The sequence below is a fragment of the Streptomyces sp. NPDC003016 genome (assembly GCF_053591455.1).
This window is the reverse complement of sequence record NZ_JBSFTV010000007.1, coordinates 84,204-103,180: the sequence shown is the minus strand read 5'-3', so window position 1 is coordinate 103,180 and position 18,977 is coordinate 84,204. Positions and strand designations below refer to the sequence as shown.

Genomic DNA, 18,977 nt, shown 5'->3' with positions numbered 1-18,977 from the left:
TACAGCAATCGTTACCGCGACGTAACTTACCGGGGAGTTACCAGCGGTAAGCGCCAGAGGTTACCGTCGGGTCACTTTTCCACTGCCACAAGTGAGGAGTGACCCGTGAGACACCCCCACACGTCTCTGCGCGCCACTACGGCCGGTGCCGCCACCGCCGCCGTACTGCTCGCCGGGACCGCTACCGGCCTGACGCCCGCCGCCCAGGCCGCCGCCGCCCAGGCGCAGCAGCCCGCGGCGGCGTCCTCGGCTCTCCCGGGCGTACGGTTCGTCGACATCTCCGGCGACGGCGGCACCGTACTCAAAGCCAACGTCTTCACTCCGGCCGGCGCCGACGGCAGCCGCACCTACCCCGTGATCGTGCTGCCGACCAGCTGGGCCATGCCGCAGATCGAGTACATCGCCCAGGCGAAGAAGCTCGCCGACTCCGGCTACGTGGTCGTCAGCTACAACTCGCGCGGCTTCTGGCAGTCCGGCGGCACCATCGAGGTCGCGGGCCCGCCGGACATCGCCGACGCCTCCAAGGTGATCGACTGGGCGCTCGCCCACACCCCGGCCGACCCCGGGAAGATCGGCATGGCGGGTGTCTCGTACGGCGCCGGGATCAGCCTCCTCGCCGCCGGACACGACAAGCGGATCAAGGCGGTCGTCGCGCTGAGCGGCTGGGCCGACCTCATCGACTCGATCTACTCCGGCCGTACACAGCACCTCCAGGCCGCCGCGATGCTCACCGGCGCCGGCCGGCTCACCGGCCGCCCGAGCCCCGAGCTCCAGCAGACGATGAAGGACTTCCTCGGCTCCAACCTGGCCAAGGAGCAGGACATGATCGCGTGGGGGAAGAAGCGCTCCCCCGCCACCTACCTCGATCAGATCAACAGGAACGGCTCGGCGATCATGCTGGGCAACGCCTGGGGCGACACCATCTTCCCGCCCAACCAGTACGCCGAGTTCTACGAGAAGCTCACCGGCCCCAAGCGCCTGGAGCTGCGCCCGGGCGACCACGCCACCGCCGAGGCCACCGGCCTGCTCGGGCTCCCGAACGACGTCTGGACCAACGCCCAGCGCTGGTTCGACCACCATCTGAACGGCGCGGCCAACGGCATCGACCGCGAACAGCCGGTCCAGCTCAAGCCCCGGTCCACCGGCGCGTACGAGGGCTACCCCGACTGGAAGTCGGTCGGCGCCGACCGGCGGAAGATCTCCACGGGGGGCAGCAGGACCATCCGTGCGAACGTCGACTCCGGCGCCAACGGCGGGGTCGTACTGCTGTCCAACGCCCTCGACCAGTTCCTGAAGCTGCCGCCGGTCGCGTCCGTACCCCTGCTGCCGCGTGCCTACGCCTCGGTCTGGGAGTCCGAGCGGTACGCCGAAACGCAGCGCGTCCGCGGCACCGCCAAGGTCCACACGACGCTCTCCAGCACCAAGGAGAGCGGCACCCTCGTCGCCTACCTCTACGACGTGGGCCCGCTCGGCCTCGGCAAGCTGGTCAGCAATGCGCCGTACACCTTCCACGGCCGGACACCCGGCAAGCCGTTCACCGTCGACCTGGAGCTGTTCTCCACCGCCTACGACGTCCCGGCGGGCCACCGGCTGGCCCTGGTGATCGACACGGTCGACCCGCTCTACATCGAGCACAACCCGACCGGCTCGCAGCTGACCTTCTCGTCGCCCGAGTCCGACCCGTCGTACGTGTCGGTCCCGCTGCGCGACAAGTGATCTCCGGCTGCTGCCGGGCGGGCATGTGCCCCTTGTACTAACGAACGCCCGGCAGCAGCGCCCCCGGTTCGGCCGGGCCGACGTCCACGGCTTCGGTCTTGGGACTGCGCTTCTCCCGCTTGGCCACCCACTGGGCGAACCAGGAGAGCAGCATGCACATCCCGATGTAGATCGGCGAGATCACCATCACCACGGGGATGAACGGCAAATCGTAGTCGAGATTCGATGCGATGAGTTTGCCGGCGTGGAGGAACTCCTCATAGGTGATCAGGAAGCCGAGCGAAGTGTCCTTGAGCGCGACCACCAGCTGGCTGATGACGGTCGGCATCATCGCCCGGACCCCCTGCGGCACCAGGACGTACGTCATGACCTGCGTCTTGCGCATGCCGAGTGAGTACGCCGCCTCCCGTTGCCCCCTTTCCACGGAGTTGACCCCCGTACGGAACACCTCGGCGAGCACCGAGCCGTTGTACAACGTCAGTCCGGCCACCAGGGCGGGCAGTGGCTGGACCTTCAGCGCCACGAAGATGAAGAAGATCATCACCAGTACGGGCATGGCGCGGAAGAACTCGACCAGCAGCGTCGCCAGCAGGCGCAGCGGACGGTGCTCGGAGAGCCGCCCGGCCGCGAGGAGCGCGCCGAGCGCGAGCGAGAGCACCGCGGCGTACGCGAAGGCCTTGAGGGTGTTGCCGAGTCCGCGCAGCAGCAGTTCCTGGATCCCCTCGTACGCGAAGGGGTTCCACTTGGCGGCGGTGAACTGGTCGGTGTCGAACAGCAGGTACACCACCCAGCCGGCCAGCGCGGCGATGACCAGGGACGACACCACGCCGTACAGGAAGTGCCGCTTGCGGGTGGCGGGACCGGGGATGTCGTAGAGGGCGGTGGAAGCGGCGGTCATCGGGCGACTCCCCAGTGCTTCTCCAGCACGTTGAAGAGCGCGCTGATGGTCAGGGTGATGATCAGGTAGCCGACGGCGATCCAGAGGAACGTCCAGATGATGCTGTAGCCCAGCTCGTTGAGGGTCTTGTACGTGCCGAGCAGTTCGGTGACGCTGAACGCGCCGGCGATCGCCGAGTTCTTCGCGAGCGCGATGAGGGTGGAGCCGATCGGCGGGATGACGGTGCGGAAGGCCTGCGGCAGCACGACCGCGCCGAGGGTCTGGCCGAACGTCATGCCGAGGCTGCGGGCCGCCTCGCCCTGCCCCAGCGGCACGGTGTTGATGCCGGAGCGCAGCGCCTCGCAGATGAACGCCGAGGTGTAGCAGCCGAGCGCGATCACCGCGAAGAGCTGGAACGGCAGGACGAGCCCGAAGCGCGGCAGACCGAGCAGGACCGCGAAGAACAGCAGGGTCAGCGGGGTGTTGCGCAGCACCGTGACCCAGACGGTGCCCAGCGCCCGCAGTGAGCCGACGGGCGCGACGCGGAAGGACGCCATGAGGAAGCCGAGGGCGAGGGCGAGGAGGGAGGCGTAGACCGTGAGTTCGACGGTGCCGAGGAAACCCTTGCCGTAGAGGGAGAAGTTGTCGGTGAGTACGTCCATGGCTTACGGCTCCCTCAGCTCGCCGGGTAGCGGTCGATGGGCGGGGCCGGGGTGGCCTTTCTGCCGGAGAGGCCGAGGGTCGCGTCGTACGCCTTCTGCCAGTCGCCGTTCCTCTGGTGGGCGGCGAGGGCGTCGTTGATGGCGGAGCGCAGGGCGTTGTCGCCGCGCGGGACGCCGATGCCGTAGGGCTCCTTCGAGAAGGGCCTGCCGACGACCTTGAGTTCGTCGGGGGCCTTGGCCGCGTATCCCATCAGGATCGTGTCGTCGGTGGTGACGGCCTCGACCTGGAAGGTCAGCAGGTTGTCGACGCAGACGGAGTAGGTGTCGTACGCGACGAGAACGGCCTTCGGGTAGTCCGCCTCGATCCGCTGGAACGGGGTGGAGCCGGCGGCGGAGCACACCCGCTCGCCGTCGAGGCCCTGCGGCCCGTCGATGTCGTCCTCGCCGGCGCGCACCAGCAGGGACTGGCCCGCCATGTAGTACGGGCCGGCGAAGCCGACGAGCTTCTTGCGGTTGTCGTTGATGGTGTAGGTGCCGACGTAGTAGTCGATCTGGCCGTTCTGCAGGGCGGTTTCGCGGTTGGCCGAGGCGATCGTCCGGAACCGGACGGTCTTCGGGTCGAAGCCCAGTGACGCGGAGACCATCTTGGCGATCTCGATGTCGAAGCCCGAGTAGACGCCGGTGGCCGGGTCCTTCTCACCCATGTACGGCTGGTCCTCCTTGGCGCCGACGACGAGGGCGCCGCGCCGCTTCGCCTTCTGCCAGGTGCTGGAGCCGGGCAGCCGGAAGTCCTCCGCCACCCGGTACGTGGGCAGTTCGTCGGGTTGCGGGCCCTTCACCGGCGGGCTGCCCTCCTTGCCGCAGGCGACGGCGACGGTGAGGAGGAGCACGAGTGCGGCGAGCTTGCGGGAATTGCGCTGCATCTGTCCGTACACCGCCCCGTCAGTGCTTGAGGATCTTGGAGAGGAAGTCCTTGGCGCGGTCGCTCTCCGGGGCGGTGAAGAACTCCTCGGGCGTGCGGTCCTCGATGACGCAGCCGTCGGACATGAAGACGACGCGGTTGGCCGCGGAGCGGGCGAAGCCCATCTCGTGGGTGACGACGACCATCGTCATGCCCTCGCGGGCGAGCTGCCGCATGACTTCCAGGACCTCGTTGATCATCTCCGGGTCGAGCGCGGAGGTCGGCTCGTCGAAGAGGAGGACCTTGGGGTCCATCGCGAGGGCGCGGGCGATGGCCACGCGCTGCTGCTGGCCGCCGGAGAGCTGGGCGGGGTACTTGTCGGCCTGACTGGCGAGGCCCACGCGGTCCAGGAGCTCGCGGGAGCGCCTGTCGGCGTCCTCCTTCTTCCGCCCCCGGACCTTGATCTGGGCGAGGGAGACGTTCGCCAGCACGGTCTTGTGGGCGAAGAGGTTGAAGGACTGGAAGACCATCCCCACCTCGGCACGCAGCTCGGCGAGCCCGCGCCCCTCCTCGGGGAGCGGCCGGCCGTCGATGAGGATCGTGCCCGACTCGACGGTCTCCAGCCGGTTCACCACACGGCAGAGCGTCGACTTGCCGGAGCCGGACGGGCCGATGACCACCACCACCTCCCCGCGGCCGACGGTGAGACTGATGTTCCGCAGGACGTGCAACGTTCCGTAGTGCTTGTTGACATCACGCAGCTCGATCAACGGATCGACGGCCATACGTGCCCTACCCACTCTCAGCTGTGTCGAGGTCAGCGCAAACTATCCATCCCGATAAGGGACTTCGCGCTCGACACGCCAAAATGGGACGTAAGGGGCACTAAAGAGTCGGGGCGGTCAGAACTCGGCGGCCTCCGCGTACACCTGGGAGAGCTCGGGGGCGCCGCCCACCGCCCAGTCCAGACCGGCCTCCACCACGTTGATCTCGCGGCCGGAGGCCAGCCGCACCACCGGCTGACCGTTCGGCCACAGGCGCCAGGCGGCCCCGGGGACCGTACGCACGATCACGGACCCGAGGTAGAGGCCCGCGTCGTTGCCCAGCCAGGGCAGCTCCTCGGGGTCGTCCCGCCAGAGCGGCGTCAGCTGGTCGAGGGCCTCCAGCGAGGCCGGGGAGTCGTCGAGTTCAAGGCCGGTGTCCCCCGCCCGGACGCGCAACAGCTCGCACTCGGCGAGCAGTTCCGCCAGGCCCTCCAGGTCGCTGTCCGCACCGGAGGCGAACACCGCCGTACCTCGCGCCGCGCCTCGGTGCTTGAGCCAGTTGTCCAGGAAAGGGATGCTCTTCATATCGCTCAGCCTCGCATTCGTCCCGGCATGTTCACCACAGGCGCGCCAAGATCCGTATCCGTCAGACGTCGAGGTCGACGACGACCGGGGCGTGGTCGGACGCGCCCTTGCCCTTGCGCTCCTCGCGGTCCACGTAACTGTCCTTGACCGCGGCGGCGAACGGGGCGTTGCCGTAGACCAGGTCGATGCGCAGGCCCTTGTTCTTCGGGAAGCCCAGCTGACGGTAGTCCCAGTAGGTATAAGGACGGTCGTACTTGAGCGGGCGCGGCACCACGTCCTGGAGCCCCGTCTCGCGCAGCGCGGCGAGCGCCGCCCGCTCGGCCGGGGTGACATGGGTGGACTCCGCGAAGAGCGCGGGGTCCCAGACGTCCTCGTCGGCCGGGGCGATGTTGTAGTCGCCGAGGACGGCGAACGGCCGTGGTCCGGCGGCGTCCTCGGCCACCGCCTTGTTGAGCGCCTCCAGCCAGCGCAGCTTGTACGCGTAGTGGTCGTGGCCGACCTCGCGGCCGTTCGGCACGTACACCGACCAGACGCGGACCGGGCCGCAGGTCGCGGAGACCGCCCGGGGCTCCTGGACGCCTTCGTACTCGGGCCCGCCGGGCAGGCCCGTGACGACGTCCTCCAGGCCGGCCCTGGAGATCACGGCCACGCCGTTCCACCGGCCCGTGGCGTTGACCGCGGACTCGTAGCCGAGCTCGCGCAGCTCGGCGGCCGGGAAGCCCTCGGCGGTGGTCTTGGTCTCCTGGATGCACAGCACGTCGGTGCCGGTGCTCTCCAGCCAGGCCAGCAGGCGGGGCAGCCGGGCGGTGATCGAGTTGACGTTCCAGGTGGCGATACGCATGTACGACAGCCTATCGGCGGGGTCCGACACTCACAGTCCCGTCGAGTCCCCCGGCGCCATCCGGCCGTGGTCCGTGCCGCCCAGACCGCCGATCTGACGGTCGTAGATCGGCCGGGCGAGGTCGGTGAGCAGCGCGTCGTGGATGTCGATGGCGCGCCGGGGCTTCACCTCGCGCACGTAGTCGATCACCTCGGAGATCTTCGACCACGGGGCCATCACCGGGAGCAGCAGCGTCTCGACGGGGTGCTCGGGGACGGTGAGCGCGTCGCCGGGATGGAACACCGAACCGTCGACCAGGTAGCCGACGTTGGTGATCCTCGGGATGTCCGGGTGGATGACGGCGTGCAGCTCGCCGTGGACCTGGACGTCGAAGCCGGCGGCGGAGAAGGTGTCGCCGTGGCCGACGGTGTGCACACGGCCCGGGAAGGCCGCCGAGAGCCGGTCCGCGACGCTGCGCAGGGTCCAGAGCTCGGCGGCCGGGTTGTCCTCCAGGCCGGCCCGCAGCCGGTGCTCGTCGAAGTGGTCGGGGTGCTCGTGCGTCACCAGGACGACGTCGGCGCCGACCGCGGCGTCCTCCTCGCTGAAGCCGCCCGGGTCGATGACGAGCGTCCGCCCGTCCTTCTCCAGGCGGACGCAGGCATGGGACTTCTTGGTCAGTTTCATACGGGACATCCTCCTCCCGGGCCCCGGGGTTCCCGGGCATCGGGCTACGCCTGCGGTGTCGTCTCCTCCTGGATGACCGCCTGGGCCACCTTGAAGGCCGAGTTCGCCGCCGGGACACCGCAGTAGACGGCCGTCTGGATCAGGACCTCCTTGATCTCGGCGGGCGTCAGGCCGTTGCGCAGGGCGGCGCGGGTGTGGAAGGCCAGCTCGTCCAGGTGGCCGCCCGCGACCAGCGCGGTCAGGGTGACGCAGCTGCGCGTACGCCGGTCGAGGCCCTCCCTGGTCCACACCTCGCCCCAGGCGTAGCGGGTGATCAGCTCCTGGAAGTCGTCGGTGAAGGCGTCGGCGGAGGCGAGGGCGCGATCCACATGGGCGTCGCCGAGGACCTCCCTGCGGACCTTGAGCCCGGCTTCGTACGGGTCGGGGCGGCCGCCCTGCTGCGGTACGGCGACGGGCTGTGCGCTCGGGCCGATCTCGGCGACGGGGCCGACGGGCGCGGAGATCACCGGCATCACGGGCGGGGGCTGGATCGCCTGCATGCCCGTGGTGGAGGCGGGGGCGGCCTGCCAGGCGGTGGAGAAGTGGCGTACGAGCAGGTCCGTGACGGCGGCGGGCTGCTCGACGGGGGCCAGGTGGGACGCGCCGGGGACCAGCGCCAGCCGGGCGTCCGGGATGCCGGCGACCAGGGTGCGCGCCTCGGCGGGGCCGGTGACCTGGTCCTCGGAGCCGACCAGGACGAGGGTCGGGATGCCGATGCGGCCCAGTTCGGCGCGTACGTCGAAGGCGGCCAGCGCCTCGCAGGCGGCGATGTAGCAGCCGGGGTCGGTGGTGCGGACCATCTGGACGGCCCACTCCACGATCGCCGGCTGCGCGGCGGCGAAACCGTGCGTGAACCAGCGGGCGGGCGCGGTGGCCGCCATGGGCTCCAGGCCGTTCGTCCGTACGATCACACCACGCTGGCGGAACTCGTCGGCGGTGCCGAACCGGGGCGACGCCGCGACGAGCCCCAGGGAGGCGATCCGGTCGGGGTGGCGCAGCGCCAGCTCCGCGCCGATCGCGCCGCCGATGGAGCAGCCCGCGTAACCGAAGTGCTGCACGCCGAGGATGTCGAGGGTCACCAGCAGGCGTTCCGCGAGCTCGGTGACGGAGCCGGCGGGGTGCGCGGGGGCACCGCCGTGGCCCGGCAGGTCGAAGCGGAACACGCGCCAGTGGCGGGTCAGGTCCGGTATCTGCCGGTCCCACATGTGCCATGTGGTACCGAGGGAGGGGCCCAGCACAAGGACCGGGGCGTCTTCTGGGCCGTCAAAGCGGTATTGCAGCGTATTGATCTTGGTCTCGCTCACGGGTTCACACCTTCATCTGTCACGACAGCCCCTATATGACTGGGTTACGACTGTATGACCCTGACCAGGTGGAATACCTCGCGGGCCGCGTAGCGTCTGAGGCATCGGGCGATTCCGCCGCCCCAACCAAGGTACGGGAGGCCACTGGCATGGGCTCCGGGCTGCTCGAACAGCAGTGGTGCTGCACCACCCGGAAGAAAGCGCGCCGGTCGTGCAGCGGCTGATCCGTGCCCGCCGCCTCCCGAGCCGACCCGCACCCCTCTCCAGCCGCCCCCGCACGACGCGCCCGCCCGCACCGCACGCCGTCATCGGCGTCGGCGCCATCATCCTGAGCGAACAGGGCGGACTGCTCGGCCGACACCGCCGCGGCACCCTCGAACTTCCGGGCGGCACCGTCGAACCCGGCGAGTGCCTCGAACAGACCGTGGTCCGCGAACTCGCCGAGGAAACCGGGCTGCACGCCCGAATCGAGGACGTCACGCTCCCGGGCACGCTCTCGACCACGTTGAGGACGTCGTACGCCTCACCGTCGGCGCCCCGGTCCACGTATGGCAGGGGAGGCCGACCACCCGGCCCCGACGAGAACGCCGGCGACCGGGCCCGGTATCCGCTCGACCAGCTTCCCGACGGCTTGTTCGTGTGCAGCGCCCAGATCCTCACCGCCTGGCGTCCCGACCTGCCCATCGATCACACTTCCGCGCATTTCACTCCCTACGCGTACAGCACCCGGGCGGCGGCGGCCCCGGTGGACGGCAGCACATGCCCCCGTGGACGCGAGCCCGTGGCGGCACCGCGACTTCCGCCTCTGCTGGACAGGCCAGGCCGGTGACGTCCTGGGTCCCTCACTCAGCTCGGTCGCCATTCCCCTGATCGCGGTCGTGAGCCTCCACGCCACCATGTGGCAGGCCGTAGTCAGCCGGTCGCCGCGACCCCGGCTTTGGTGATGAGCATGTCCAGAAGCGAGAGCAGCGCACCGCGCGCGTCGTCACGGGAGCGGGCATCGAGCAAGTGGATGGGTGTGTTCGGGTCACGCAGATGCAGCGCCGCCCTGATCTCCTCGGCGGTGTAGGGCTGTTCGCCGTGGAAGCAGTTCGCGGCGACCACGAACGGAAGCCCTCGGTTCTCGAAGAAGTCGACGGCCGGGAAACTGCGGTCGAGGCGTCGTGTGTCGACAAGGACGATCGCCCCGAGTGCCCCGTTCAGCAGGTCGTCCCACATGAACCAGAAGCGCTCCTGGCCAGGTGTGCCGAACAGGTAGAGCACGACCTGTGCGTCGGTGAGGGTGATGCGGCCGAAGTCCATCGCGACGGTGGTAACCGCCTTGGACTCGATGCCGTCGAGGTCGTCGACGCCGACGCCCGCGCTCGTCAGCCGCTCCTCGGTGCGCAACGGCTCGATCTCGGAGACCGTCTCGACCAGGGTCGTCTTGCCGACACCGAATCCCCCAGCGATGAGGATCTTGACGGGGTCCGCTTCCTGGGCAGGGGTGTCATATCCGGGCAAGGTTGTCCCTGATTCTCATGAGCAGGTGGACATTGGTGGTCTCGGCCCCTTCCAGGGGCGGCCGGTGCTCGATCAGCCCCCGATCCGCGAGTTCGCCGAGAAGAAGCGTCATGGGAGTGAGGCGGATGTGCATGCGCGCCGCGATCTCGGCGACCGCCAGGCCGCCCGGAGGCGAGCACATCGCGAGGATGGCCTGCCACTCGCTGGGCAGGCCGCCGTGGCCGTCCGCGACGGCCACCGCCGTGATCGTGGTGTCCATGGTGAGGGCGGTGTGTGCAGCCGTCGTACGTCCATCGGTCAGCACGTACAGCCGCGTCCGGCGGCGGCCTCCCTCTCGCGGCCCGGGCTCGTCCGCCATTACGACCGCTGCGCCTGGCCGCGTTCAGGCGTGCTCAGCCACTCACCGAGCGCCTGGGCGGTGCGCACGGCTTCACCGCCCAGCTCCCCCAGCCGCGCCTTGCGGGAGGTCACCACGATGAGCGTGCTGCCCTCCCCGCACCCGACGATGCAGAGATAGCTGTCGTCCATCTCGACCAGCTGGCGGATCACCCGGCCGCCGTCGACCTCCCTGGATATCGCCTTCATCGTGGAAGCGATGCCGGAGGACGCGGCGGCTATGCGCTCCGCCTGGTCCCGTTCCAGCTCGTACGAGCTGAGCTTGATCCCGTCGTTGGACAGGAGTACGGCTCCCTGGATGCCGGCGATCCTGCTCAGGTTGTTGTCCAGGACGCTGTAGATCATGTCGTTCGTTGTCGTCGTCATGGCTGCTCCTGTCGGAGTTCTTCTTCCACTGTCTGAGTGCCGTGTTCGTAGTCCGCCCAGGCGTCGGCCACTTCCTCGGGTGTCGCCGCGTCCTGATCGACGGCAGTCTCCGGTGCGTGTGGCGCGCGGAGCTGCTCGGCGATGTGAGCCTGCGGGACCCGCTCGGGGAGGGCCGGCTTCGCGCCACCGTCCCGTGTCACGGAAGGGACCGGCGGCTTCCTCTTCACCGGCTGCTCGGGCGAGCGCTCCGGCGTCCTACGGCCGGCCGCCCCGGTCTTCGCGTGCAGGACCAGCTCGGGCTTGCGTTCGTCGAGCGGGCCCGGTGCCGGGGCGGGCGTCGCCGCCGCGCGCGGCGCTTCCTTTCCCGCCCGGACCGGTTCGGTCGGCACAAGGAGTTCCCCGGGAAGGATCACCACGGCCGACGTCCCCCCGTATACCGAGCGGCGCAGCGTCACTGTGGCCCCGAGCTGTTCGGCGATGTGGCCGACCACGAAGAGTCCGAGCCGGTGCGCGTTCTCCGCCAGGACGGAATACGGCGGGGCCGAGTGCAGACGCCCGTTCATCTCCTCGTAGGTCGCGGCGGTCACCCGAGGCCCGCGGTCCTCGATGTCGACCAACAGCCCGTCTGTCACCAGTTCGGCACGGACGACCACCTTCGACTGCGGCGGGGAGAACCGGGTGGCGTTGTCGAGGAGTTCTGCCAGGAGGTGGCTGATCTCGCTGATCACCCGCGGTACCACGCTGATCTCGTCCAGGGCCTGGCGCTCGATCCGCCGGAAGTCCTCGACCTCCGCGGCGGCTTCGCGCAGCAGGTCGGCGACGCGCATGGGCTCGGTGTGCGGATCGGGGATCTCCCCACCTGCCAGGATGAGCAGGTTCTCGATCTGCCGCCGCATACCCACCGTCAACTGGTCGGATCGCATCAACCGGGCGAGAAGCTCCTCGTCGTGCCCGAAGGCGTCCTGCAGTTCGTCGGTGAGGGCCAACTGGCGGCTGACCAGGTTTCCGGTGCGCGAGGCGATGCCCGCGGCGAACATACCGAAGCCCTGACGCTCGGCCGCGAGCCGCGCATGCCCGTCGACGGATACGGAGACGACCCGGGCGAACGCGTCGCTGATACGTCCGACCTCGTCCTGGTCTCCGCTCACCGCGGGCAGCGCATCGTCGTCGACGGGCTGCCCGCGCTGGAGCCGGGCAACGACATCCGGCAGCGTGTCCTCAGCAATGGCCACCGTACGTTGGTGCAGACCACGCAGGCGGCGGAGCACGGAGCGCGTGGTGAGCACGATGACGGCCGCGACGGCAAAGACGGCTGCGCCGTTTCCGGCGATCAGCCAGATGACCTCGTTCTCCAGCTGCGTGGCCTTGGCGTCGGCGTGCACGAGCAGTGCTCGCCCCTGTTTCGCGTCGAGCGCGGCAAGGCGCCCCTCGAACTCGTCATACGCGGCCCGCCAGGCGTCGGCCTCCTTGGGCAGCTTGATGCCGGACGCGGTGTTCTGGTGGTCGGAGATGACCGCGTCCTCGATGCGGACCTTCGTCTTCCAGCCGTCCGAGGCGAAGACCTGGCCGTAGGCCGCTCTGTCCTCGGCCGTCAGATACGGCGCGACCCACTCGTCGTACTGGTACCGCTGGGATCCGACGGAGTTGACGAACTCGGCGAACCCGGAAGGGCTCAGGCGCCTGGACGGCCCGGCCATGGCGAGGATGGTGGTCTCGCGTGCCACCATCTCGGACACCGTGAACACCGTGACGACCACGCCGCTCTCCTGGATGAGCTCGGCGTCTTCCGCATGGCTGAACTGGTTCTGGTACACCCGGATGATGCGGTCGACGAGGTCGGAGTAGTAGCCGATCGTCCGATCCGCGCCCCCGCTGCGGGCGTCCGCGCGCTCGCGGAACGCGGCCAGATCCGCGAGGCCGTGCTTCAGCTCCGCGACGTAATGTTCGTCCTCGCGCCCGGTCGCCGCCAGGGCTCCGTCCGCCACCCGGCGGAACTCGTCCGCGGCCCGGTCCGTGGCCGCGCGCCGCTCGCGCAGCTCTTTCTCGGACACGGAGCCGCCCGCCCACCGTGTGGCGGTCATCGTCCGCTCAGCCTGCACTCCGACCATCAGCCTGGTCAGGGGTACGTAGGTCCGCTCACCAACTGCCACATCAGCGCGCAGCTGCTCCGACTGGTGCACCAGCCGCTGCACGGTCATGACCACTTGGGCACTCATCGCCAGAATAGGGACGATTGCCAGCCAAATGAGCAGCGTACGCAGGCGAAGAGTACGCCGCCGACGCGTCGCCGGCTGCCCTCGTGTGCCTTCGGGTTCTATGGGAGACATCAGTCCTCGGAGAGCGGGGAAACAGTGGGGACGGCCCAACAGCCGAGACCGGACACAGTCCTGGGTCCAGGACTGGGGGAAGTCCGGTTCGGCTTTGACACGACGTGGGGTACCGATCATAACCAGCCGCACCGGATAAACGGAGAGATGACTTCCGTTAGCCACATGTGGTAGAGGCGACGGAGTCGTTACGCACCGGACATTGGCGTTCACCTGACGCCTGGGCACAGGCGTGCTCGTGCAGACAGGGCAACCCGCTCCCCCGGTCGCACGTCTTGGCCGGCATGACGTCGGTGCTCACGGCCATCCGGCAGCTGCGGCTCTTCACGGGCCTGCAGTCCGCGCCTGCGCCTTCGCGGCCACCATCCTTGCGGGCGTCGTCCTGTCCGGCCTCATGCCCCCACGGCCGGTGGCCCGCTACCACCTCTGCTCCTGTACGGCGTGCTGCTCACCGTGATGTTCCGGGCCACGCCAAATGCCGCCATGGGGCAGCGACTCGGCCTGGTGCAGCACCACATCGGCGGCGAAGAGCTGCGCGAGTGACTCAAAGGTGGCGACGCCAGGTCCGCCAGCAGCCAGATAGTGCACCTCGGCCGCATACACGCCTTCCAGCACAGCCACAGCTTCTGTTCCTGATGTCGTCGTCATGACACCATCCTGACTCTCCAGAAATGGCGATACTGGCAGATATCGGATGCAGAGGTTCCCACTGCCATGCTGCCGGGCAAACTGAGATACGCAGACCAGCCCGGTGAACCCTCGACTCTGTTGCTCAATTCGTCTGGGCTCGGAGACCGCTGGTGTGCGAGGGCGACTTGCCCGGTTCTTGCCGTTCTGGTGGCGAGGCTACGGGCACGGGAGGTGCTGACTACTGACCTTGAAGTCGTCTTGTCGTAGGGGCTGACGGTTGGTGATTGTCGCGGTATGCCGGAGGTATGAGGTATCCGCAGGGTGGGGGTCTGACCGCGGAGAGGCAAGCGTTCCGTGAGCGGGTCCGGATGGAAGCGGTCGGAATGTTCGCCGACGGGCGGGGCAGTACGGAGATCGCGAAAGAGTTACGGGTCAGCGTCCGGTCGGTCCAGCGGTGGCGTCAGGCCTGGCGGGAGGCCGGGCAGGACGCGGTCCGTTCCCGCGGCCCGGCGTCGCGTCCGAAGCTGAGTGATGCGCTGTTCGCCGTGCTCGAGGAGGAGTCGGCCAAAGGACCAGTCGCGCACGGCTGGCCGGATCAACGATGGACCCTGGCCAGGATCAAGACACTGATCGGTCGGCGATTCCACCAGAGCATGACGTTGTCAGGCATCTCGCAGATGCTGCGGAGACACGGCTGGAGCCATCAGGTTCCGGCCCGTCGTGCCGTCGAGCGTGATGAGGCAGCCGTGGCCGGCTGGACGAAGGCGCTGTGGCCGCACCTGGAACCACCGCGGCGGCGCTCGGGGCCTGGATCGCCTTCGAGGACGAGGCCGGGTTCTCGATGACGCCGCCGACCTCCCGCACCTGGGGCAGGCGCGGATCCACCCCGCTCATCCGGGTGAGGGGCCGTTCCCAGCGCCGCTTCTCCATCGCGGCCCTGCGCTGCTACAAACCCGGCGAACGCTCCCGCCTGGTCTACCGGCCCAAACGGCATACCGATCACAAAAGCGGCGGCCGCAAGAGCTTCGCCTGGACCGAGTACCGCGACCTCCTCATCGCCGCCCACCGGCAGCTCGGCGGGCCGATCGTCCTCATCTGGGACAACCTGAACGTCCGCAAGGACCGCCGCATGCGGGCCTTCATCGACGCGCAGGACTGGATCACCGCCTACCACCTGCCGCCCTACACACCCGACCTCAACCCGGTGGAGGGCATCTGGTCGGTCCTCCGCCGGACCAGCCAGGCCAACACCGCCTTCACCGACCCCGACCACCTCATCCGCCGACTACGACACGGCCTCCGCCAGCTCCAGTACCGCAGCGACATCATCGACGGATGCCTCACCGCGACCAGACTCACACTCACGACACCACGCCTACAACCTCAGTAACCAGATGCTCAGGAACAAGGAGTTGCGGGCGGCGGCCCGGCTGACCGAGGCACTCGGGACCCGTTGCCGCGTTGCAGGCCGTTAGCCTGTCGCTATGTCAGAGCGTGTCATGCCCGGTCGCACGGACGGCCTGATCACCCTGGTTGCCGCGGACGCCCTGTGGGTCGATTTGACGGCCGACAGCGCTGTGCCGACGGCTTCTGGGGCATTCACCTGCTCTCCTGCCCGTGCCCGGGCGGGGTACGTCCTGCTCGGCGGCCATGTGGTGGCGGTGAGGGCGGGCGGTGGTCGGTGGAGTGTTCCGGAGGTCGAGGTGCGCCGGGTGGCCGCGGAACTGAACGCGGTTGGGATGGATCGGCAGGACCTGGTCCGCATCGGTCCGTTTCGTGGGGCGCCGAGGCAGGAGTGCAACGAGGAAACGCCGCTGCGTTGGCGCCAGCGCATCACGGGGGAACTGCAGGAGCTGGACGGCCCCGAGCGGGCAGCACGACGTGAAGTCGGCCGGCCGTACCATCTGGCGGGGATCGACTGGCGACAGATACTCGTGGAGCAGAACCGCGACGGGACGCAGCGCACGTGGTGGCTGCCGCGTGCTGTGGTCAGGCTGCTGGACGCGGCCGAGCACGCCGAAACGCAGTGGGTGCAAGCCGCGCGGACCCGCCGGGCAAGCGCAGCCGTCACCGAGCCGCCCTCCCACCCCCGGCGGGCCCGAGACGCCGGCGGTCGGCAGACGACGAGCCCCGAGGGCCCCACCGCCTCACTGCGCCCGTACCACAAAGAGCTGGAAGGCCAGCTGTACTCGGTGCTCAGCAGGAAGCCCGGTACCTCCCGCCGGGTGGCTGGGTGGGCGTGCGCCGTCTGCCGCACTGCGCCCGCCACCGTGCTCGACCACTGCCACGAACACGGCTACGTCCGCGCCCCCGTCTGCCAGTCCTGCAACACACAGGAACGCCCCGACCACCTGTACCGCAACGACATCCGCGTGGCGAACCGCTACACACGCCTCTTCCACACCGACACCGGCGACTGGCTCCGCCACTGGCACCGCTGCCCCGGCTGCCGCGCACGCACCACCCTGCCCCTGCCGCACCTCGCCGCATGGACCGCCCACACAGCCTGCCGATCGCTGCGCCCGACCCACCGCGCCTCCCGCGGACGCACACCCTGCGGTGTCCTGCGCGTATCCTGGTCGGGCAGTCAGAACGCGCCCCGTTCCTGCCTGCTCACTGTCGCCGTCGACTTCTGCCCCTCCGGCGAGCACCGTGTCCTGGCGCGAGTCCCCTACCGCGAAGCCACCGAGCGGTTTCGTGCCTGGTTGGCCGAGACGGCCCCTGCCGTGGCCGCCGCGGCCGGTCCTGACCGCCTGGACGGCCTCCCTGCCCAGTTCCGGCCAGTCATCTCGGACACCAGCGGCGAGGACCTGGAACTGTTTTGAGCGGGCACCGACTCTGCTGCTCAATTCGCTGCGGGGCGTGGATGGCTTCGCGATGATCGTCGGCGGGGCCGCTTTCCTGTCGTGCGGCCGTGGAGGCGGTACGGATATCGATGCGGCCGGTGGGATGGCCGGAGGGTCCCGGAGCAGACGGTGCTGGTGGCTCGGGCGGCGTTTCCGGGCGAGGCAGGGACGTACCGGTCACGCTCGTTCACCTTCCGCCCCGATGTCGCAAAGAAACGCCGGGAGAAGGGACAGACACCAGTACGCAGGAAACCTGAACTGCTCCCCGTTCCATGAGCCGAGTGCAGTCAGACGATCGCCCTGACACCGTGGCAGGTGCTGCACGCCGTGGCGCGTGGCTACGTACTGGCCGGCCGGGGAATGGGGCGCGGGCTCGCGGAAAACCGACTGGCCCTGGACCTCTCACAACGGAACAAGAGCTCACGGCCCCGCCCCGACTACCTCATCGAAGCCGGGAAGCCCGGCGAGCCGTCGAAAGTCACGCTCGTAGCGTGCCGAGGGAACCACCAAGAACCGAGCAAGCGGGGCGGGCCGACACGCAGCGCCACCCTCCAGCAACTGGTAAAGGGCGCCGAGCCGACCGAGGGCATGCACATAGGCCCGTGGAACACGACGCCCTGCCTGGTGCTGTCCGCTGAACTCATGCGACAGGGCAAAATCGTGGCCAGCGCCCTGCAGACGCGTGGCGAAGCCCTTCTTCCCCTCCGCACACCAGGCGCTCCGGGAAACGCCGACATGGAGATCAGAGACAAGCCCGGAATCCCCCACCCCAACGCCATTCACATTCCCGCCCGCGACGGGAAACAGGCACGGACCGTCGACGGCTTCCAAGCAGCCGAGAGCGGCCTCGGCTGGTTCGGCCGGCTCCTGGCCCGTACCGGGGCTGCCAACCTGACCGCTCTGGCCGGCGGAGGACCACAAACCGCTCAATACCTCACCACACGCCAGGGACGACACCACTATGACGTGCCCACCTTCGCCGCCACGTCAAGCATGGACGACGCAGACATAGAGGTCGGCGGGACGAAATTCGTCGGCACGGACCATGTCTTCCGTATGGGGTCCGTACGCACCGAGGCATTCTCCGGCATGGCCGAGCACCTGTACGAACTCGTCAAGAAGGGCCGTGCGGAGGAATACCGTCAGGCCGCCTTCCTCAGCCGCTCGTCCCCGCACAACACCCACGGAACCGGCAGATGGAACGGGCCGATCTCCTTCCACGACGACGGCACCGTCATGGCCGCATCACGAAATCCCACATCGCCGGGGCGAACCCAGCGGGCCCCGCCCCTCTCACGACGACCGGTCGGTGTGCCCTCGCCCATGAGCGCGACGGTCAAGCCGGTCTCGCTGTCGCAGGTGCCGTGCTCCGGCGGTTTCGGGGGCTGGTCGACGCAGTCGTCGGACCGCGGTGCCGCGGCAGCGGTTCCGGCGGAACGCGGAGCACACCGCAACACCCGCGTTCTTCGCCGTCGTGCCCCACCGCGGCCGGTGGCTTCCCCCTGTCCGGTCGCCCTCATCGACCGTCAGGGCCGGGAGGGCTGCTGGAGGTGATGCCATCGGCCTCGGCTGCGTCGGCGAGGGCCTCGGCAGCGGCTTCCGCCGCCTGCGCAGCGTCGTCGGCGGCCTGGGCAGCCCTGTCGTCCGAGGAGCTCTCGCGGGTGGCCGACGACTGGGGCAGCACCTCGCTGAAGGCGCGGGACACCCCCTGGAGCGCGGAGGTCATCTCACTGGGGATCACCCAGAACGTGCTGCCCGGGCCCTGCGCGAGCTGGGGCAGCATCTGCAGGTACTGATAGGCGAGCAGCTTGGGGTCGGGGTCGTTGCGGTGAACTGCCTGGAACACCTCGTCGATGGCCCGGGACTGGCCCTCGGCCTTGAGGATCTCCGCGGTGCGGTTGCCCTCCGCGCGAAGGACAGCGGACTGCTTGTCGCCTTCGGCGGTGAGTATCTGCGACTGGCGTTGCCCTTCGGCCCCGAGGATCGCGGCCCGCTTGTCCCGCTCGGCCCGCATCTGCTTCTGCATCGCGTCCTTGATGGACTGCGGGGGGTCGATGGCCTTGATCTCCACCCGGTTGACTCTCAGCCCCCACTTGCCCGTCGCCTCGTCCAGGACGCCGCGGAGCTGGTTGTTGATGGTGTCGCGCGAGGTGAGGGTTTTCTCCAGGTCCATGGAGCCCACGACGTTGCGCAAGGTGGTGACGGTGAGCTGCTCGACCGCCTGGAGGAAATTCGCGATCTCGTAGAAGGCCGCTCGCGGGTCGGTCACCTGGAAGTAGAGGACAGTGTCGATCTCGACGACCAGATTGTCCTCGGTAATGACCGGCTGCGGGCTGAAGGAGACCACCTGTTCCCGAAGGTCGATCACCGGGTGGACACGGTCGATGTAAGGGATGACGACATTGAGGCCGGGTTTCAGGGTTCGGTGGTAGCGGCCGAGTCTTTCGACATTGCGAGCGCGCGCTTGGGGCACGATGCGTACCGCCCGCAACACGGTGAAGACCGCGAAGAGCGCGACGAGCAGTCCGGCGACAAGGAACGCCGAGGCTTCCATGGC

The 18,977-nt window shown here is 69.1% G+C and carries 19 protein-coding genes; 5 read left to right on the top strand and 14 right to left on the bottom strand.

The features are described 5' to 3' along the window. Positions 1-105: 105 nt before the first annotated feature. Positions 106-1,716: a CocE/NonD family hydrolase gene (locus ACWDZ4_RS08145; protein WP_451507584.1), complete on the top strand. Its 1,611-nt coding sequence runs from the start codon at positions 106-108 to the stop codon at positions 1,714-1,716. 37 nt (positions 1,717-1,753) lie between these two features. Here ACWDZ4_RS08145 and ACWDZ4_RS08140 read toward each other — a convergent pair whose 3' ends face one another. The 8 genes from ACWDZ4_RS08140 to pcaDC all read right to left on the bottom strand — a co-directional run bounded on the left by ACWDZ4_RS08140 (position 1,754) and on the right by pcaDC (position 8,352). After that, positions 1,754-2,614 carry an amino acid ABC transporter permease gene (locus ACWDZ4_RS08140; RefSeq protein ID WP_451507583.1) on the bottom strand — a complete coding sequence of 287 codons (861 nt, stop codon included), beginning with the start codon at positions 2,612-2,614 and terminating at the stop codon, positions 1,754-1,756. Continuing rightward, entirely contained in the window at positions 2,611-3,255 is a 645-nt protein-coding gene (locus tag ACWDZ4_RS08135) for an amino acid ABC transporter permease (RefSeq protein WP_344491182.1), read from the bottom strand. The genes ACWDZ4_RS08140 and ACWDZ4_RS08135 overlap by 4 nt, the downstream gene beginning before the upstream one ends. A 14-nt stretch (positions 3,256-3,269) precedes the next feature. Next, positions 3,270-4,178 (bottom strand): glutamate ABC transporter substrate-binding protein, encoded by a 909-nt coding sequence (locus ACWDZ4_RS08130; protein ID WP_451507582.1) that lies wholly within the window; start codon positions 4,176-4,178, stop codon positions 3,270-3,272. Positions 4,179-4,197: 19 nt separating this feature from the next. Beyond that, positions 4,198-4,941, bottom strand: a complete 744-nt coding sequence (locus ACWDZ4_RS08125; RefSeq protein WP_451507696.1) for an amino acid ABC transporter ATP-binding protein — start codon at positions 4,939-4,941, stop codon at positions 4,198-4,200. A gap of 117 nt (positions 4,942-5,058) precedes the next feature. Beyond that, on the bottom strand, positions 5,059-5,505 hold the full coding sequence (locus ACWDZ4_RS08120) for a DUF6278 family protein (RefSeq protein ID WP_451507581.1): 447 nt from the start codon (positions 5,503-5,505) through the stop codon (positions 5,059-5,061). 61 nt (positions 5,506-5,566) lie between these two features. Continuing rightward, entirely contained in the window at positions 5,567-6,346 is a 780-nt protein-coding gene (locus ACWDZ4_RS08115) for an exodeoxyribonuclease III (protein ID WP_451507580.1), read from the bottom strand. 30 nt (positions 6,347-6,376) lie between these two features. Next, positions 6,377-7,009, bottom strand: a complete 633-nt coding sequence (locus tag ACWDZ4_RS08110) for an MBL fold metallo-hydrolase (protein WP_451507579.1) — start codon at positions 7,007-7,009, stop codon at positions 6,377-6,379. Positions 7,010-7,053: 44 nt separating this feature from the next. Next, entirely contained in the window at positions 7,054-8,352 is a 1,299-nt protein-coding gene (gene pcaDC, locus ACWDZ4_RS08105) for a bifunctional 3-oxoadipate enol-lactonase/4-carboxymuconolactone decarboxylase PcaDC (protein WP_451507578.1), read from the bottom strand. A gap of 211 nt (positions 8,353-8,563) precedes the next feature. Between pcaDC and ACWDZ4_RS08100 the strand changes: the two genes are divergently transcribed. Further along, positions 8,564-9,181, top strand: coding sequence for an NUDIX hydrolase (locus tag ACWDZ4_RS08100; protein ID WP_451507577.1), 618 nt, complete (start codon positions 8,564-8,566; stop codon positions 9,179-9,181). Between the two features lie 83 nt (positions 9,182-9,264). On the opposite strand, the gene ACWDZ4_RS08095 is transcribed toward ACWDZ4_RS08100, so the two are convergent. From ACWDZ4_RS08095 to ACWDZ4_RS08075, 5 genes are all read right to left on the bottom strand, one after another. Next, positions 9,265-9,855, bottom strand: coding sequence for a GTP-binding protein (locus tag ACWDZ4_RS08095; protein WP_208881454.1), 591 nt, complete (start codon positions 9,853-9,855; stop codon positions 9,265-9,267). Beyond that, positions 9,842-10,159, bottom strand: coding sequence for a DUF742 domain-containing protein (locus ACWDZ4_RS08090; RefSeq protein WP_451507576.1), 318 nt, complete (start codon positions 10,157-10,159; stop codon positions 9,842-9,844). Before ACWDZ4_RS08090 ends, ACWDZ4_RS08095 begins: the two co-directional genes overlap by 14 nt. A gap of 53 nt (positions 10,160-10,212) precedes the next feature. Beyond that, the gene (locus tag ACWDZ4_RS08085) at positions 10,213-10,617 is read right to left on the bottom strand and encodes a roadblock/LC7 domain-containing protein (protein WP_451507575.1); all 405 of its coding nucleotides are present in this window, start codon (positions 10,615-10,617) and stop codon (positions 10,213-10,215) included. Next, positions 10,614-12,833, bottom strand: a complete 2,220-nt coding sequence (locus ACWDZ4_RS08080) for a sensor histidine kinase (RefSeq protein ID WP_451507574.1) — start codon at positions 12,831-12,833, stop codon at positions 10,614-10,616. Before ACWDZ4_RS08080 ends, ACWDZ4_RS08085 begins: the two co-directional genes overlap by 4 nt. A gap of 528 nt (positions 12,834-13,361) precedes the next feature. After that, the gene (locus tag ACWDZ4_RS08075) at positions 13,362-13,592 is read right to left on the bottom strand and encodes a hypothetical protein (protein WP_451507573.1); all 231 of its coding nucleotides are present in this window, start codon (positions 13,590-13,592) and stop codon (positions 13,362-13,364) included. A gap of 287 nt (positions 13,593-13,879) precedes the next feature. Here ACWDZ4_RS08075 and ACWDZ4_RS08070 point away from each other — a divergent pair. From ACWDZ4_RS08070 to ACWDZ4_RS08060, 3 genes are all read left to right on the top strand, one after another. Further along, a protein-coding gene (locus ACWDZ4_RS08070) for an IS630 family transposase (protein WP_451507572.1) occupies positions 13,880-14,964 on the top strand; the annotation gives its coding sequence in 2 pieces (ribosomal slippage) (positions 13,880-14,323 and positions 14,326-14,964; 1,083 coding nt in all). 94 nt (positions 14,965-15,058) lie between these two features. Beyond that, positions 15,059-16,399 carry an endonuclease domain-containing protein gene (locus tag ACWDZ4_RS08065; RefSeq protein WP_451507571.1) on the top strand — a complete coding sequence of 447 codons (1,341 nt, stop codon included), beginning with the start codon at positions 15,059-15,061 and terminating at the stop codon, positions 16,397-16,399. A 756-nt stretch (positions 16,400-17,155) separates the two neighbouring features. After that, positions 17,156-17,974 (top strand): hypothetical protein, encoded by an 819-nt coding sequence (locus ACWDZ4_RS08060; RefSeq protein WP_451507570.1) that lies wholly within the window; start codon positions 17,156-17,158, stop codon positions 17,972-17,974. On the opposite strand, the gene ACWDZ4_RS08055 is transcribed toward ACWDZ4_RS08060, so the two are convergent. Next, positions 17,937-18,974 carry an SPFH domain-containing protein gene (locus ACWDZ4_RS08055; protein ID WP_451507569.1) on the bottom strand — a complete coding sequence of 346 codons (1,038 nt, stop codon included), beginning with the start codon at positions 18,972-18,974 and terminating at the stop codon, positions 17,937-17,939. The two genes, ACWDZ4_RS08060 and ACWDZ4_RS08055, sit on opposite strands and share 38 nt — an antisense overlap. Between the last annotated feature and the right edge of the window lie 3 nt (positions 18,975-18,977).